Source organism: Pedobacter psychrotolerans, from assembly GCF_004340665.1.
Taxonomy (GTDB): domain Bacteria; phylum Bacteroidota; class Bacteroidia; order Sphingobacteriales; family Sphingobacteriaceae; genus Pedobacter; species Pedobacter psychrotolerans.
The window spans coordinates 255384-271794 of the sequence record NZ_SLWO01000002.1 but is presented as its reverse complement, the minus strand read 5'-3'; the positions used below and the strand labels follow the sequence as shown (position 1 = coordinate 271794).

Genomic DNA, 16411 nt, shown 5'->3' with positions numbered 1-16411 from the left:
GATGTGAGTGAAAATATATTAGCACATCTTGGCAAAGACTATGAAAACTGAAATACCGAAGTAAATTAATCATGAAAAGGTCCAACCGATCTAAAGGACCTGTAAGTGAATCTAGTAACATTCTTTGCTAAATGTATTTGTTAAGCTATTTGTTTGTTTCGAAAGTATATCCGGGATGGGCTTATCTTGTATTCATCTGGTATCACTTTTGGGACATTGCGAGGTTGATATACCCTTTTTAACCAATATAAGTGATATAGAATAGCCTCCAGTTTGTTATCGTAAAAAATTTTACCCTGTTCAAATTTTATTTTACCTGGAATGCCCTCCATGAGTAAAAAATCAAAATGTGCATTGATTTCAGCTTCTCTTACGGCTTTAAGAACCACATGAGTAAAGCTTTCTATCTCCGTTTCTATCTCAAAAATTGATTTTCCCTCTGTCAATGAATCGTGCATAAAATTGCATTCATCAAAACAATAATGCTTAGGTTCACTAAAAACTTTGATAAAATCAGCACTTTTTTTAAAGAGGCTATTCATAACATAACAGTTTCTATAGATGGCAAAGCATCCCGTTGTGTAATCATGCCTAACGCTTATAAAGTCGAATTTGCCTAATAATTCATCTGTAATAAAGCCCCTGATATTGCCATATATAATATCGATATCACTTTGCCCCCAAAAGTCGTATCCTTTGATATAATCGGAGAACAAAAATCCATAAGCCGGCTTGAAATCACAAAGTTTATATGGAAAATCTATATTCACTTTGAAGCCCAATTTTTTTGAAGCCAGGTCTCCAATTTCGTTCATTGATAATTTTTGAGCCCGAAGATTGGGCAGTGAGCCAAAATCGTACTCATTATCAGTGAATATCAGAAAATCAATATCAGGATTAAACTTGCATGAATGTAAAAAAAATGGGAAATACCAGGGAAAATCCCCAAAAAAACAGATAATTATAGCAATCTTTGGTTTATGCATCGCGGTGTTATTTAACATGATTAGTTAGTTCCATTTTCTTTACTCGGAAGGTTAATTATCCCATCTGCTTTTGCCTGCCTCAATTTTCACAATAGCTGCGTTAATTGATTGTTCTTGATGCTTATCATGGGCATTTCGATTCTTATTTAACTCGGCTACCGCTTCTTTGACGCGTCCCAGTTTAAAGAGAAGATCTGCCTTGGTCCAGAAACTATATTGATTTCCCGGGAAATCCTTCTTTCCATACCAGCTCAGTGCATCATTAAGCAATTTTTTGTCATTGCACTCAAAGAATAAGGTTTGTGCAGCACGCTCGAACAATTCATTACTTAATGATTTTTTAATCAACTGATTAGTTACCAGTTTCACCATCTGCGCCCAATCCTTATTCCAGCTGAAATAATTGATTTTCGAATAGTTCATTATTTTAGGTGCGAATGCCGGATAAATTGAAACTACCTTCTTCTGCAATTCCCCCCAGTTTACTTGCTTTTTTACCTCCCCGCTATATATTGTCATCATAGCCTCGGGTTTGTAATCCGCTATTCCATTTTCGCGTACATAACGAATTGCGATTTCGTTAAATGCAATATTCGAAATGACATTTGAACTTTTATCTTTACCTGCCACCTGATCTACGCGATTTGGATTTGCATAAATGGTCTTGAAGCCAACATCACTACTTTTCTTTGTAGCGATTACCAGAAGTTCAATATTTTTTCTGGTCAGCAAATTTTTCTGGGTTTTCAGGTAGCTGTTGATGTACTCATTTGACTTTACGAAATCATTAACCCTCATACTCATATCAACTAGCTTTGATAGAAATTCTTCTTCCCTGTTGCCACCGTCGTATTCTTTAGTAAATGCAGTGTATTGGGTGGTAGGGTTCAATGCCATATTAAATTCCAATAACAATTCTTCGGCATTCTTATACCCTACAATTCGGTGAACGGCTTCTGAATTTGGCCCCAAGATAATATACGTAGGATAACCCTCCACCCGAAGTTCCCTGACTAGTCGAGCAGCATCGGCATATTTGAGTTTCGTTTGCAGGCTGTCCTTGGCGCTCGTATCACATTGATACCTGGATGAAATAAAGTTTTTATTAATAAAGGAAACTATTGTATCCTGATTCAACACCTCTGCATCCATCCGTTTACAGGGTACACACCAGGTGGTACTGAAATCAACAAAAATGTATTTATTATCTTTTTTTGCCTTTTCCGCGATCTGATTCCAGGTTAGACTATCTTCAAAGTTTATGGACTTAACCGCTTTCTGTCCCATGACAAAACATCCGAATGTGATACTAAATATAATGGTAAATACAATTGATTTCATAATTTGTAAATTTGATTGGACCAATATTGGGATCGAGCTTTATTACTCAATCCCAATGATAATTACCCAGCGCACTTCCACGCACCGCCCTGACAGATACCATTACTTCCAGAAGGTACCCAAGTACTGGTACCGCAGGATGTGCAATTTTGGTAGTTACAGCATTTATAATAACCACCTGGTTCACCACTACCGGCCATGATTTTTTTCATCTCACCTCTGCTTAAAGAAGATTTAATTGCCTCTAGGTTAATTTTTTGTGTTTTCATTTTTTTAAGGTTAACTTTAACAATAAGAGTTTGTTGTCCTTTCACGCAAGGTCAGCTTAAGCGATATAGATTTACGTCTATACTCGTTCGGGGGCTTTTCGTTTGCAACCTTAGAGCCCCCTTTGTATACAAAGCTTTTAATAAATCAGCCAGCGGAATACCCTGCCTAGCCTAGCAAATACTTTATGTCTTCAATCATATAAATTTCTGGCAATTGATATCCATTTATAAAAATGGTAGGGGTAAATTGTATTTCTGCCATTGAACACCATTGTTTTTGATTTTCGATTGCTTGAAGCACTTTTTGATCGGTTTCGAGTGGATATTTCCGCATAAAGTCTTTTGATTTTTTTTCGCTTTCATACCATTCCCGTATGATTTCTCCAACTTGTCCACTAACTTTCGATCTTCCAAGTGCAGTAAGGTGCGTAGCCACGTTAGTGCGATCCTGGTCATTGTCATTTAAACTAAAAATAACATTCAACCTAAAATCTTCACGTACTTGCAACCAATCATTTAACGTTTTGTGTGCTTTCGCACAAGGTCCGCAGAATGGGTTGCTAACCATTGTAATTACATTTTCTGCGTTAGGGTTTCCAAGGGTAATAGGCATCAATTCTTCAGTAACAGCATACCTGGGCTGATTGGTCAGCGCTTGATGGAACAGAGCCTGGTCGTATTTGAATAAATTCAATTGGTTTTTCAAAGACTTGAGGCGAACCGAACTTAAAAAAAATGGCTTTAAAAATGCCCAGCATAGAACCGGGATTAAAAAACACAAAGAAATTATCCCGATTTCATTAATCGAGACATTATCCGGGAATCGAAAGCTGCCAAACCCCAATCCAACCAAGAATTCAAGTATAAGCAGCCCCTGTACCGAGCAACATAGGACACACCATTTCTTAAGTCTAAATTGATAGTTCAAAGAATAAATTGTATATGGGAGCGCCAGTACATTAAGCCAAAAAGTAAACCACAAAGTAGAAGTTAGCAACACAGACAGAAAGGTTCCCGCAAAATAGAAAAAGCCGACCTCACTCCAGCTTAACCAATCGGTCAATTTTGCTGCATCAGATTTTAGAATGGCATTGCAATCATCTTTCCCAGACAAGCCACACAAATTCCGGATGAACGGATTGTCTGAATTTAACGATTGAAGTAAAAGCAAAATTGTCGCCGCAATTCCAAAAAGTTTTAATGTGCCGATTGAAAGGTATTCTAAAAAAGGTTCTTTCATTGCAATCAGCGAACCAAAAATAATCAGCATGGAAGTGAAACATAATGGAAGCGTGAGATCTTTCAATAAAAACTCAAATCTTTTTTTATGGTAGTCTTGCTCACCGCTGCTGCTATTTTTCTCAGCATGTAGGACAATACCATCCCATCGTTCCAGAAATTCAAGCTCTGCAATATGGCTTTTATTATTCACCTCATCTGTTATCAATACTTTTTGATCTTGAATAGCATGTACTAATACGAACCTTCCACCCTTTTCATGGAAATGTGCCAGGAATGGGAAGTGCAGATTAGTCGAGTTGTATTCATCCTTTTGAATGTGAAACGCTTTATGATTTACTTTCCACTCCGTCAGGCAATCAATAATCGAAAGCAGACTTGGATACTCAGGGTGATTTTCTAAATTCTCATCAACGGTATTTCTGTTTACGGGGATTTCCAGAGATCTCAACAATTGAAATAAAACTGTTTTTGCATTATGCCTTGGGTTCAAACGGAGCGCTATCATATACTTGGTTTTGTTTGATGAAAATATTAACTTTCACCAAGCGTATGAAAGAAAATGCTTGAATGAGACTATTAGCTACACAACTCCAAGGAAAATCAACTTCATTCCATATATTTAATAGATAAGCTTTTCAATAAGCACCATCAGAATTGGATTTCTTGATACCCGCTTTACAAAATCGAGCCTTCACTGGTGTAACACTCACTGAAATCAAATTTTCGGAACCAAATATTTTCTTCGGGGCACAATATTCTGGCAAACTTAATTTTTATTACTTTCGTAAGTTCTACCTTATATCTATGCCTATACTCAAATGCGCAATAGTCGATGATGAATCTTTCGCTATTGAATTATTATCAGAAAACATTAAACTCTTTCTAGACTTAAAACTTATCAAGACCTTTAATGACCCAATACAAGCTTTAGTAAATATTTCGAAAGAAGATAAAATTGATATTCTTTTCCTGGACATCGATATGCCAGAACTTTCAGGAATTGAACTTGGACAGCGGCTTAGAGACAGAGTAAAGTATGTGATATTTACAACAGCCTATTCTAAATATGCTATTGATGCATTTAGAATTAAAGCGGATGACTATCTGCTGAAACCTATTGAGAAATTAAGGTTTATAGAATCAATGCAATCAATTTTAGCGAAAGAGTGTAATCTGTCATCACAGAAAAGCCGGTCGCTGATATTTATAAAAAGTAATGTTAAGGGAAAATTTATCAGTATCAAACTCAATGATATCACCTTAGTTTATGTAGAAGGCCATAAGTTATTTATCGTAACACAAACCCAACTTCATGAAACCTCTGAAAGCTTAAAAAACACCGTGCTAAAACTCTCACATGACTCAAGATTTCTAAGGGTTCACAACTCAAATTTGATCAATATTGAACGAATAGTAAAAATTGAGGGAAATACGATTGAGATGGAAGGAAACTACAAAGTGCCTGTAAGCGAAACCTACAAAAAGAAGCTCATGGACACTTTGGGAATGCTTGATAAAGATATTACAGAATAAGATTTGTTTATAGCATCTGATGTGATATAATAGATGTCACAGTGTGAGTTGCATTGGTAGTTGTAGGGTCAGTTGATCTCTTAGGTTCAGACTTGCTGGATTTAAAAATAAATAAAGTTGTTTTTTTTAGTTTCGATTTCATTTTTTTTTCTGAAACTTAAAAGCAACTAAAAGAATATTAAAATTATTAGCTTAAATACCGGGATTGGTCTCATAGAAAGGATGATTAATTACTTTAAAAAAAAACCACTTAATAAAAAAAACATTAAAATCCACCTGTTAGGCTGGTGTATGTTCATCATTTATGATGCTTTCATCGGAGGCTTGGTCAAGGGTAGTTTTGGAACGCCGGGAAACTATATTGTGCATTACATAATCAATATTAGTCTTTTCTATGTGCACGCCCTGATTATTTTACCAATTGCACTGAAGTCGATTATTCAATCCATTTTTAAGCTACCAATTCTGCTATTCCTTGAATTATGCGTATATGAATGCATTATATACGCTGTCGATGCATTTCTGATCAAATACACCAATATTCTGGCGATCGATGGTCTTCATTTCGACAGAACCTTTATCCTGGCATATATATGGAGAGGACTATATTTTATGCTTTTTAGTACAGGATATTACCTTTTCAGGCGCTACAAAGCTGAAAGGGACAAAAATGAAGCCCTGCAGCAAAGTCATTTTGAAATGCATTTAAAAAAAGAGGTTATTGAAAAGAAGATGGCTCAAGCTAAAATCGCATTTCTAATAGCGCAAATAAACCCACACTTCCTTTTTAATACACTCAACTACATCTACTACACTATAGTTAAAGATTCGCCGGACAATGCGGAATCAATCATGATCCTGTCCAAACTCATGCGTTATTCTTCTGATATAGAAAATGCAGAAGAAACGATATTACTCGTTAAAGAGGCAGAATACGTTAGCTGGCTGATGGAATTATATAAAATCAGGCTAAAGCAAAATTTCATTATGTCCTTCGATGCCTCCCCCCAGGCAAAGGAATGGAAGATAATTCCTTTTCTGCTCATCACTGTTGCTGAAAACATATTGAAGCACGGTTTGATTAGTGACCCTCGCCATCCTGCCATCTTAACTATAGCCCAGGATAACGAAGGAAATCTCCTCATTACCTCTTTAAATAAAATCAAAAAAGCTATTGATCCATCGGGTCTCAAATCTGGCCTGGCAAATCTGGAAGAAAGGATGCGTATTTTTTATGACAATCAGGCATCTTTGGAATATAAGGCAAATCTTGAGCAGAACTTTGAGTTAAGGATAATGATTCCGAAAACCTTCAAGACTTGATTTTTTAGTTTCGCAACTCCAAGGAAGCTAAATATCAAAAAAAGAGATCAATTGGGTTGTGATGGCGATCATGTTCGTAATTTTTTTCTTGATTACCTTTTTCTTGAGAAGTTTTTACAGTTATTTTTCAGAAGAGCGAGAGAAAATTTCAAGACGAAAAAATAAGCTTTAGTAGCCAATAATTTTTTATCCTCTGATAAGTATCCACTGCACAATTTCAACATATTTACATAACCCCCAATAATATTGAATTTCATATTTTTCTACTAAAGGATTCTTATAAAACACACATATGAGCAATAACTTGTCTCAAAAAACGAATAATTTATTAGTTTCCAGAATGAGAGATTTTGCATAGTAAGTTCAATTTCACTAAATTAATACTGTTCACAATCGAACCATTTCTGTCCGAATATGAACATGACTTCTATTTCCCAAGCAGATAATGTATTATCTTTCAGTGTGTTGAGTATGTTTTTTAATTTGGCATAAATTTTACAACTGTAGACAAAACGATTCAATATGTTTTCTTTGAACTTTAAGATTGCCATAAGATCCTTATTAAAAAACAAATGGATATCCGTCATAAACATTGGTGGACTCGCAATTGGGTTAGCTTGTTGTTTACTGCTGTTACTGTACATCGGCTATGAGTGGAGTTTTAATACTAAATTTAAAGATTTGGATCGCATCTATATTTCGATGATTAATAGCAAGACAAATGGTACGTTGCGTACATTAGCCTATGCTCCAAGTAAGCTTGCACCTGCTGCCAAGGAAAGCATACCTGGTATAGAATATGCATCCAGGATTAATTGGCATCCTGGTACACAATTTGGTAATCAAGCATCAAACTTCCGCTTGAATGCCATTTCGGTGGACCCGGATTTTTTGAAGATATTACAATATCATTGTTTAAGTGGCAATATGTTAACTGCACTAAATACTCCTGATGGCGTAATTCTAACAGAAAACACAGCACAGAAAATGTTTGGAAATTCAAACCCTGTAGGCAAAAGTATAAAATGGAATAACGCAAGAATTTTAACTGTAACTGCTGTAATCAGTGATATAGAAAAGAATGAGACATTTCAATTTGATGCTATTCAAAGCTGGGCTTTTGATGAATCTGTTAATGAGCAAATTAGGACACTTGAATGGGGTGCCATATCTTGTCAAACAATCTATAAATTGAGAGACAAAAATTCTTATTATCAAACGGATAAATCATTACGAGCGCTTATTAAGCTTAATGATCCTGAAACTAATAATGAAGCCTTCTTATTTCCATTCAAAAAATATCATTTATACTCCGAATTTTCTGATGGTAAGGTAGTTGGCGGCAAAATAGATCAATTAAAATTATTTCTTCTTCTCGCTTGTTGCGTTTTATTGATTGCGAGTATTAATTATATGAATTTATCTACCGCTCGATCTGAAAAAAGAGCCAGGGAAGTGGGTGTTCGTAAAGCGCTTGGCTCAAATAGGAAATCATTAATGATGCAATTTTTTATTGAATCTTTATTGTTTTCTACAATTGCTACCGTTATTGCGCTGGTACTTCTTGAGCTGTCGTTACCGTATTTTAATTATTTGTTGGACACTAATACAGAGATTGACTATGGTTCATACAGAATCTGGGGAATTTTAGCGGGCCTTGTCTTAATTACAACCTTGATAGCGGGAAGTTACCCCGCTTTTTATCTATCATCTTTTTCTGCAAACAAAGTGCTAAAAGGCTTTAAAGGTACAGGAACCCTATCTGTTAGAAAGTTATTAGTCGTTATTCAATTTAGCCTTTCAGTTTGCATGATTATATGTGCAATTACAATTCATTCTCAGATACAATATGTTACCAATAAGCCATTAGGATTTGATGAAAATAATCTATTGCAAATTCGCCGCGACGGAAATTTTAAAGATTTCACAAGATTAAAATTTTTTAAAGAACAGTTGAAAAATTCCGGATCTGTTTTATCTATTTCTGAAATAGGAGGAAGCTTAACAAACAATTCTAACAGTTCCGGTGATTTTGTTTGGCCTGGGAGAGATATGAGTAAAGATATATCCATTCAATTCAGGAGTATAGGGTTCGATTATGTGAAGACTATTGGAGCAAAGATGTTGAAGGGGCGGGATTTCTCAATAAATTTTCCGGCAGATACCTCTACATCTTTAATTCTAAACGAGGCTGCAGTTAAAATAATGGGGTTAAAAAATCCTGTGGGCTCACTAATAAACTGGGGTGACGATGAATCATTGCAGATTGTAGGGGTTATCCAGGATTATTCTAACGATGGAGCTGATTCAAAAGTATTACCAACGGTGTTTTACAATAATCCTAAGCGTACCGAAACAATGCTTTTAAAATTAAATCCTGCGGTATCATTAAACGAATCTGTAAATAAAATTAAGGCGCTATGGCAGCGTTTAAACCCTGCGTTTCCAATCGAAATTGAGTTTACTGATAAATACATGTCTGAAAAGTTACATGACGAAAAAATAACCAGTGTACTCGCCAACCTTTTTGGAGGTTTTTGTATTTTCATCTCCTGTTTAGGTCTATTGGGCTTAGCTATTTATATAGCCGAACAAAGGCAAAAAGAGATTAGCATCAGGAAAGTGTTAGGTGCTGATTTAAATAGTATCCTATTTCTATTGAATAAGGACTTCATTAAGCTGGTGATTATATCGAACGTTTTCGCATTTCCTATTGCTTATATATTGTCGAGCAAATGGCTAATGCAATACGATTATAGCGTGAATATAGGCATTTTGCCATTTTTTTCCGCATTTTCGATATCTGTATTCATAGCCTTAATCTGCGTTAGTCTACAAACCATGAAACTCGCTCGGGGGAATCCTGCAGATGCTTTAAAATACGAATAATTTTTTATTGCTAATTTTTACTGGTCGTCATCCAGGGAATCTGGCAGACTCAAACATTCTCGAATACACCCATTCATATACCAATGTATCTAACAACCATTCATCAACATGCTAATTGAATGAAAATCGAAGGAATTAAGTTTTGATCTCTATGGGGCAATCTTTTCTGAATTTATAAGTAGACTTGAAATGTAATTACATTGAGGGATGATATAAAAAATATATAATCCGAGAGTTTCGCAAGTGAGGTTAGAAAACAGTAGCATCACACTAGGGAATTATTTCAAAATATCACAAAGCAAAAATTCTCTTTCAGCTATAAAATTCTTTCTGCAACATTCGACGCAGAAGACAACAACTGTCTCACAAAACGAAGGTATCCATTCCCCTACTGTAGATCTTTCTTTCAGCTGTAACTCTCCATGAATCAATTGCGACAAAGTGAAAATTGACAAACAGAAATAGACAAATTAGGCTGTTTGTAGACCAATATAAAAACAGCTATTATTTATAAAGCCATTTTTTTATGAGCCTGGTATAATTGGGCATAACGACATAAACCATTAGGAAGACGATAACTCCTGAGCTGACCAGCGCATCAAAATAATGATTAGTAGTAATTTGAATGGCGTGCAGGATAGGGAAAATCAATAAAGGGATTAATATACTTAGCGGATAGATGGCAGACCAGGTTACCAAATACTGTTTCCAGCGGACAGGAACCTTTGTACCCTCGTTCTCTGCATTGAAAAGAAAATCCAGCCCGGATTTTACCTGATATCTATCGTGTTTTCTGAAAAATGGACTTACCTTTTCAATTAGCGCCTCCCTAGCTGGTGATTCCATCCAGTTTTTTAGATTATCAATGGTATCGTATCGGATGATAACGGTATAAACAAATGTCAACTTGGGTATGGGTCTTACAATCTGAAGATCGATAAACCCACGAGAATGCTTTGACATGGGTACAATTTCATCTAGCCATTTCTCATATTCTTTCTCTTTACCCTCCAGAATGTGATGGGTAATTACAACAGATGCCCCTTGTTTTTCCATGTAGATATGCTATTAATTAAAACCCTCTTTTATATTGCCATGGAATAGCGGTTTCGATATCAAGTTCTTTTGCTGAATGGATAGCAAAATAGGGATCCCGCAGATGCGCCCTGGCAATAATCGTCAGATCGGCCTGTCCATTGACTATGATATCATTTGCCTGTACAGCGTCCGTAATCATGCCCACTGCACCTGTCATCACCCCAACTTGCCCTTTTATGGCTGTGGCAAATGGTACTTGATAACCCGGGTACACCTTGTCTTTGCTAACATTTGTAAAGCCACCACCAGAAGCAGTAATAAAATCAACCCCATTTTCCTTCAGAATTTCTGAAAGCGCTATACTATCATCCAACTTCCATCCCTCAGGCCCATCCACATAATCTACTGCAGAAATCCTTACCATAAGCGGCATTCCCTGTGGAATTGCGTTCCTGACTGCCTGGACGGTCTCAACCAAAAAGCGAATTCTGTTCTCCAGAGAACCTCCATATTTATCCGTCCTTTTATTGATAAGTGCAGAATAAAACTGATGAAACAAATAACCGTGACCAGCGTGTAGTTCAATGGTATCAAATCCTGCCTCAACCGAGCGAAGTGCCGCTTCCACAAACTTAGTTTGCAAATCCAGAATTTCACCAACAGTCAATTCCTGAGGAGTTACACCATTCATTATCGTTGCAGAGCAAGATTTAACCGTCCATCCCCCTTCCTGACGGGAAAGTGGCTTCATGCCCATATTCGGGTGAGAAAGACTTCCCTTACCCCCTGAATGCCACAGTTGGATCCCGATTTTCGAATCTTGCTCATGAACAAAATTTACAATTGTTTTCCAGCCTTCCATTTGTTCATCATTCCATATCCCTACATCACTTAAAGTTGCAAGACCATCAGGAGAAACAGCCGTGCATTCGGTTATGATAAGCCCTGCGCCACCCACTGCCCGACTGCCCAAATGCACCAGATGCCAATGGCCAGGTATTCCATCTTTGGCACTATATTGCTGCATTGGCGATACGACTATTCTATTTTTCAAGGTAAGATCCCGAAGGTTTAGCGATGAGAATAAGTTCATTTTTTTTAAAGTTGTGTTTTTTTAAGATTGTTTTTGCCTAAGTTAAAGCTATGGTGAATAGATCGCTCAACTCATTTAAGACTTTTTTAATTTTTATACTCTTTGAGTCCCGATTTCCAAGAAGATCTAAACGTCGTTCCACCAGAGGTAAAAACCCATATTGGAAATAGTGGTTTTCAGATCATGCGCCCTTAATCTGACCATTGTAAAATCATTATTTGGCATTCTTATCTACCGGTTAATCTGCCCTAATGACTGAAGCCTCTCCAGCACTGCATTTACCGAAAATACAACCATTCTTTGATCGACATTTCATTGTTCAAATGAAGTAAGTGATTTATAAATATTCGTAAAGCTTGCGTATTGTTTTCTTATTAGTACAGTACTGTTACTGTCAATGCTATAGTCAAACTTTCTGACATAAGTAAATCAAATGTTGATTCGTAAATTATAGAAATCTTGGGTTGAAATAATATCATGTTTCAACGTCTATTAATTTAACGACACCTGTATATTTTTCTTAAAACTTAACCAATCATCATAACCTATAAACTGGCAAAAGCTATTCAGTACAAATGGTAAAACTTCACTAGTGTGCGGTAAGGGACAAAAAAATCTTCTAATAGAGCTTATTGAAACATAATTCTGATCCTGCTCAAATATCCGAATTGAGATCACCTTAAAGGAACTATCACTAATTTCGTCAATTCCGCAATGCAATAAGACGCCTTTTTTTAGCAAAGTGTAATATTCGCTTTCGGTCATATTCTGTTATATTATACTAAGGTAAAAATCTAGAACATTAATTTTCAAAAAAAATAAAACTCAATGTTCGCGCAGATGTAAATAATATGATACATCTAAACAAAATTCCAATAACAACATCCGTAGCACTTAGATTAAAGCTTAACATTTTACACTACATTTGTGACTATATTTAAAGAAGGTATTATGACCAAAAACAAAATTTTGGTAATTGATGACGATCTTTCATTGCTTGAAGCCCTTGAAGCTTTTCTTTATCAGGAAAATTTTGAAGTCAGATCATCCTCTCAACATCAATCAATTTATGAAGTTATCGTAGATTTTAACCCTGATCTTATTATCCTCGATATAAACCTGGGAGATGCCGACGGCAGGACCATTTGCGATGAGCTCAAAAACAGCGATTCAACCGCCTATATTCCGGTGCTGTTACTTACTGGATTGAGTTATGACGATATCTCCCAAATAGGCTGCCTTGCAGATGGCATTATCGGAAAGCCATTCGAAAGTAGCCAACTTTTGTTCCATATCAAAGAACTCCTTAGCGCTTGAGTACAATCTATCTCATTAAACGAACCATATTCATACTTTGAAAAACGACTTAAATAGCCTAATTTGAAAAAAAACATGCTATTTCAAAACGTTAATGATCTAAGCAAGTAACGGTGAATATAGTTGGATAATCAGGCACAAGAATTTTACAGTGAAATATGCATTTCGCCTTTTATAGAAAATTCCTGTGCCTGCAGATCATTAAATGCCGTAAATGGTTTTCACCCAGCTGGCATCTTTGGTGGAAGGGGATTTTGTACCACTCCAGGAATTATCGATCCAGGTGGAACCATCCAATCGTGTCGTGGTTGGAAGACTACTATTTATCGCGCCATATCCATTGTATGATCCATATAGCATAATAGAACTGATGTCAAAAGTCGTCCCACCATAGTTCATGCCTGTAAGTTTATTATATCCAGATTGTGCTGATGTAGTTATATTATCCCATTTTACAGAGATGTAAGCATCACGATCTGCACGAAGCTGCTCATGATGTAACCCGATGGCATGCCCCAGCTCATGAACGACAATGCCTTTTGCTTCTGGATTTGAAAGATTCATTGTTGCCCCGCTTACATAGCCTACAGTGCAATTGTTCGCGCTTCCTGGCTGTATAGTCAGGTAATAGCCCGAAGTTACAGCCTCAAAGATAATTCCGGATTTTGCGGTCCAGTCGGCCATGGCGGTTAAGATAGTGTTTGTTTGAGCAGTGGTAAATCCAGCGGCAAATCTATATGAAACTTTGTGGTTTGGCCACTTATATGCTCCTGCCGGGCCGTGTCCTTCGGTTGTAACTTCCGGGAGTTTTATGGTAATCTGTTCATCCGGAATAACCATATCGCCATTAAAAATGTTTCTACCGTCAATTCGCTCGTAACTGATTAACGAACCCAGATAGTAGCCCTGTCTCAATTCCACATTTTTTCCAGCAGGGTTTTGTTCCGCTGAAACTGGTTGCGCATTGTTGTCTGTTTTTTTGCACCCCTGTGAGAGCAATAGCAATCCCATAAAAGATAGCGCAATTAAATTTGTCTTTTTCATAGTTATAATTTGTAGTTTAAATACTAATATAGTGTATTTTATAATATTTAAAAATGAAATTTCACATACGCAGCTCATCAGCTGTCATGAAGAACGCCTTTTTTCTAACGGGAACTATCTGCTGAGTTTGATATATCACTTGTCACACTGACAAGCTGGATTAAAAAGGTTTTCCCTTTTAACGCCTGCACAGACTTGTGTATTCTCAAAAAAGCGACTTGCTTAAATTTATACAACATGATATTACAGATTAATCTAAAGAGGGAATTATCATGTACATCATCAAAAGAAGATTTATGTTTTTTACATCAGAATTATCATTATTGTAAAAACTAACTACGCTATAATTTGAACTACAATTTTATATAGCCTTATGAATGCTTAAAGAATTTACTTTTATAAAAAACGGTGGTGGCCGTTGCAGAAAGTGTATGTTTTTTAGTTAAACGACTGTCTGAATTCTTTTGGCGAAAGATTTGTTTTTGTTTTAAAAAGTTTGCTGAATGACTGGATATGTTCGAACCCCAATGAATAGGAGATTTCACTAATCGTAAGTTGTGATGTAGATAATTTTTCTTTCGCTTTCTCAATCAGTTTATCGTGTATAAGTTGCTGCGTAGTTTGTCCGGTCAGCATTTGTAATAAACTGGAAAGATATTTTGGGGAAACATTCAATTGTTGTGCAATGTGTTGAACGGTTGGTAAACCTTCATCAATTAAATTTTCCCGGTTGAAATAATCGTTTATTATAATTTCAAAATCTTCCAATATTTGGTGGTTACTTTTTTCTCTTGTAATAAACTGACGGCTGTAAAATCTATCAGCGTAATTCAAAAGGGTTTCAATCTGCGAGATAATTATTTGTTTGCTGAATTTGTCAATGTTGGATTGCGTCTCCCTTCTAATATTTTGAATAATATGGTTGATGGTTGCCTCCTCTTTTTCGGAGAGAAACAGCGCTTCGTTTAGTGTATAATCCCAAAAATTATATTTATTGATCGTCTTTGCCAAAGATGTATTCCAAATGAAATCAGGATGGATATAAATAGCCCATCCTGATTTTTTTACTACTTCGTCTGTGTTGTCAGTGGTCATACTAAACACTTGCTTGGGCGACATAAAAGACATCACACCTTCGTTAAAATCAAACGGTTGCTGTCCGTATTTTACTTTTACATTGTGCATTCTTTTGACAGCGATCGAATAAAAATCCAATACCAAATGCGCTGAATTGCTACTATGTGAATCCGGAATTGCATCTGCAACATCTATAACGCTAATTAACGGATGGTCGGGTTTGGGCAGATTAGTGTATTCGTGAAATTCGCTGATGCTTTTAATGTGCTTCATTTTTTTAATTCTCTTTTCTTACCTGTAATATCATTTTTCCTTTAGCAGATTTGCTTTCCATTAAACTATGGGCTTCAATTGCATTCTCCAATGGAAAAACTACACCTTTTGGAACGTTTACTTTTTCCGTTTCTATAAGTTTTTTGATTTCTTCCAACCATTTTTTTCTTGGCTGGTTGGCGGATAGTTCGCCTTTACCATTCTTTCTGTCAAGTGCTTGAAGTACTTCATCATTAAACGCAAAATCGGTATTTACGCTAACCAAAATACCATTTTTCTTTAAGACTTTTACGGATTTTAACCTTTCATTATTATCACGAACTGATGAAACCTCTAATACAATATCGACTTCCGATACTAAGTCTTCAAATTTCTGTGTTTTGTAGTCAATGAATTCATCTGCGCCGATTTGTCTAAGATAATCAAAGCTATCTGCCGACGCCGTTCCTATTACATACGCACCCATTGATTTTGCAAACTGCACAGCAAAACCACCCACACTTCCTGATGCACCTTGAATTAAAATCCGTTGACCCATTTTTAATTTTCCAAATTCAAACATAGCAGTCCACGCAGTAAGCGCGGCCAATGGAATTCCTGCTGCATCATTAAAACAAATATTCTTTGGTTTAAGTGCAAATTGTGATGCTTTTGCAACAACATATTCTGCATAGCTCCCGTCACCTGGAAAATTTGGCACCCCATAAACGGCATCTCCTTTTTGAAATCCGGCTACTTCATCTCCTAATTCTTCTATAATACCTGCTGTATCCCAACCAAGCGTCATCGGCAAGCTGAGATTATAGCTTAGCGCAGGATTACTGCCAGCACGTATCACAAGATCTACAGGATTTATGCCGCTTGCATACACTTTCACCAAAATTTCATCTGATTTTGGAACAGGCCTGTCTATTTCTTTTAATTCCATTACTTTCGGTAGTCCGAATTCGCTAATTCTAATTGCTTTCATAAACATTTTTTTCTTT

The 16411-nt window shown here is 36.3% G+C and carries 13 protein-coding genes; 4 read left to right on the top strand and 9 right to left on the bottom strand.

What is annotated here, in order from left to right; genetic code table 11:
- Positions 1–140 precede the first annotated feature (140 nt).
- From EV200_RS04950 to EV200_RS04935, 4 genes are all read right to left on the bottom strand, one after another.
- Positions 141–986, bottom strand: coding sequence for a DUF6625 family protein (locus tag EV200_RS04950; protein ID WP_132529813.1), 846 nt, complete (start codon positions 984–986; stop codon positions 141–143).
- A 51-nt stretch (positions 987–1037) separates the two neighbouring features.
- The gene (locus EV200_RS04945) at positions 1038–2327 is read right to left on the bottom strand and encodes a thioredoxin family protein (protein ID WP_132529811.1); all 1290 of its coding nucleotides are present in this window, start codon (positions 2325–2327) and stop codon (positions 1038–1040) included.
- Between the two features lie 62 nt (positions 2328–2389).
- Positions 2390–2641, bottom strand: coding sequence for a hypothetical protein (locus EV200_RS21875; RefSeq protein WP_132529809.1), 252 nt, complete (start codon positions 2639–2641; stop codon positions 2390–2392).
- A gap of 121 nt (positions 2642–2762) precedes the next feature.
- Positions 2763–4286, bottom strand: a complete 1524-nt coding sequence (locus tag EV200_RS04935; RefSeq protein WP_165877861.1) for a cysteine peptidase family C39 domain-containing protein — start codon at positions 4284–4286, stop codon at positions 2763–2765.
- A gap of 356 nt (positions 4287–4642) precedes the next feature.
- On the opposite strand from EV200_RS04935, the gene EV200_RS04930 reads away from it, so the two are divergent.
- From EV200_RS04930 to EV200_RS04920, 3 genes are all read left to right on the top strand, one after another.
- Positions 4643–5371 (top strand): LytR/AlgR family response regulator transcription factor, encoded by a 729-nt coding sequence (locus EV200_RS04930; RefSeq protein ID WP_132529805.1) that lies wholly within the window; start codon positions 4643–4645, stop codon positions 5369–5371.
- Positions 5372–5593: 222 nt separating this feature from the next.
- Positions 5594–6694 (top strand): sensor histidine kinase, encoded by a 1101-nt coding sequence (locus tag EV200_RS04925; RefSeq protein ID WP_132529803.1) that lies wholly within the window; start codon positions 5594–5596, stop codon positions 6692–6694.
- 522 nt (positions 6695–7216) lie between these two features.
- Positions 7217–9583 (top strand): ABC transporter permease, encoded by a 2367-nt coding sequence (locus EV200_RS04920; RefSeq protein ID WP_132529801.1) that lies wholly within the window; start codon positions 7217–7219, stop codon positions 9581–9583.
- Positions 9584–10087: 504 nt separating this feature from the next.
- Here EV200_RS04920 and EV200_RS04915 read toward each other — a convergent pair.
- The gene (locus EV200_RS04915; RefSeq protein ID WP_132529799.1) at positions 10088–10639 is read right to left on the bottom strand and encodes an antibiotic biosynthesis monooxygenase; all 552 of its coding nucleotides are present in this window, start codon (positions 10637–10639) and stop codon (positions 10088–10090) included.
- Positions 10640–10655: 16 nt separating this feature from the next.
- Positions 10656–11714: an NADH:flavin oxidoreductase/NADH oxidase gene (locus EV200_RS04910; protein ID WP_132529797.1), complete on the bottom strand. Its 1059-nt coding sequence runs from the start codon at positions 11712–11714 to the stop codon at positions 10656–10658.
- A 951-nt stretch (positions 11715–12665) separates the two neighbouring features.
- Between EV200_RS04910 and EV200_RS04905 the strand changes: the two genes are divergently transcribed.
- Positions 12666–13031: a response regulator gene (locus EV200_RS04905; protein WP_132529795.1), complete on the top strand. Its 366-nt coding sequence runs from the start codon at positions 12666–12668 to the stop codon at positions 13029–13031.
- A gap of 201 nt (positions 13032–13232) precedes the next feature.
- On the opposite strand, the gene EV200_RS04900 is transcribed toward EV200_RS04905, so the two are convergent.
- The 3 genes from EV200_RS04900 to EV200_RS04890 form a co-directional block, all read right to left on the bottom strand.
- Positions 13233–14075, bottom strand: coding sequence for a M12 family metallopeptidase (locus tag EV200_RS04900; RefSeq protein ID WP_165877860.1), 843 nt, complete (start codon positions 14073–14075; stop codon positions 13233–13235).
- 438 nt (positions 14076–14513) lie between these two features.
- Complete coding sequence (locus EV200_RS04895) at positions 14514–15425, bottom strand: helix-turn-helix domain-containing protein (RefSeq protein ID WP_132529791.1); 912 nt, start codon at positions 15423–15425, stop codon at positions 14514–14516.
- A gap of 4 nt (positions 15426–15429) precedes the next feature.
- Positions 15430–16395 carry an NADP-dependent oxidoreductase gene (locus EV200_RS04890; RefSeq protein ID WP_132530638.1) on the bottom strand — a complete coding sequence of 322 codons (966 nt, stop codon included), beginning with the start codon at positions 16393–16395 and terminating at the stop codon, positions 15430–15432.
- Between the last annotated feature and the right edge of the window lie 16 nt (positions 16396–16411).

Excerpts from the sequence above, each read along its gene's own strand:
- EV200_RS04930 (WP_132529805.1), top strand. The coding sequence starts at position 4,643 with ATGCCTATACTCAAATGCGCAATAGTCGATGATGAATCTTTCGCTATT.
- EV200_RS04905 (WP_132529795.1), top strand. The coding sequence starts at position 12,666 with ATGACCAAAAACAAAATTTTGGTAATTGATGACGATCTTTCATTGCTT.
- EV200_RS04900 (WP_165877860.1), bottom strand. The coding sequence starts at position 14,075 with ATGAAAAAGACAAATTTAATTGCGCTATCTTTTATGGGATTGCTATTG.
- EV200_RS04945 (WP_132529811.1), bottom strand. The coding sequence starts at position 2,327 with ATGAAATCAATTGTATTTACCATTATATTTAGTATCACATTCGGATGT.
- EV200_RS04950 (WP_132529813.1), bottom strand. The coding sequence starts at position 986 with ATGCATAAACCAAAGATTGCTATAATTATCTGTTTTTTTGGGGATTTT.
- EV200_RS04910 (WP_132529797.1), bottom strand. The coding sequence starts at position 11,714 with ATGAACTTATTCTCATCGCTAAACCTTCGGGATCTTACCTTGAAAAAT.
- EV200_RS04895 (WP_132529791.1), bottom strand. The coding sequence starts at position 15,425 with ATGAAGCACATTAAAAGCATCAGCGAATTTCACGAATACACTAATCTG.
- EV200_RS04915 (WP_132529799.1), bottom strand. The coding sequence starts at position 10,639 with ATGGAAAAACAAGGGGCATCTGTTGTAATTACCCATCACATTCTGGAG.
- EV200_RS04920 (WP_132529801.1), top strand. The coding sequence starts at position 7,217 with ATGTTTTCTTTGAACTTTAAGATTGCCATAAGATCCTTATTAAAAAAC.
- EV200_RS04890 (WP_132530638.1), bottom strand. The coding sequence starts at position 16,395 with ATGAAAGCAATTAGAATTAGCGAATTCGGACTACCGAAAGTAATGGAA.
- EV200_RS04925 (WP_132529803.1), top strand. The coding sequence starts at position 5,594 with ATGATTAATTACTTTAAAAAAAAACCACTTAATAAAAAAAACATTAAA.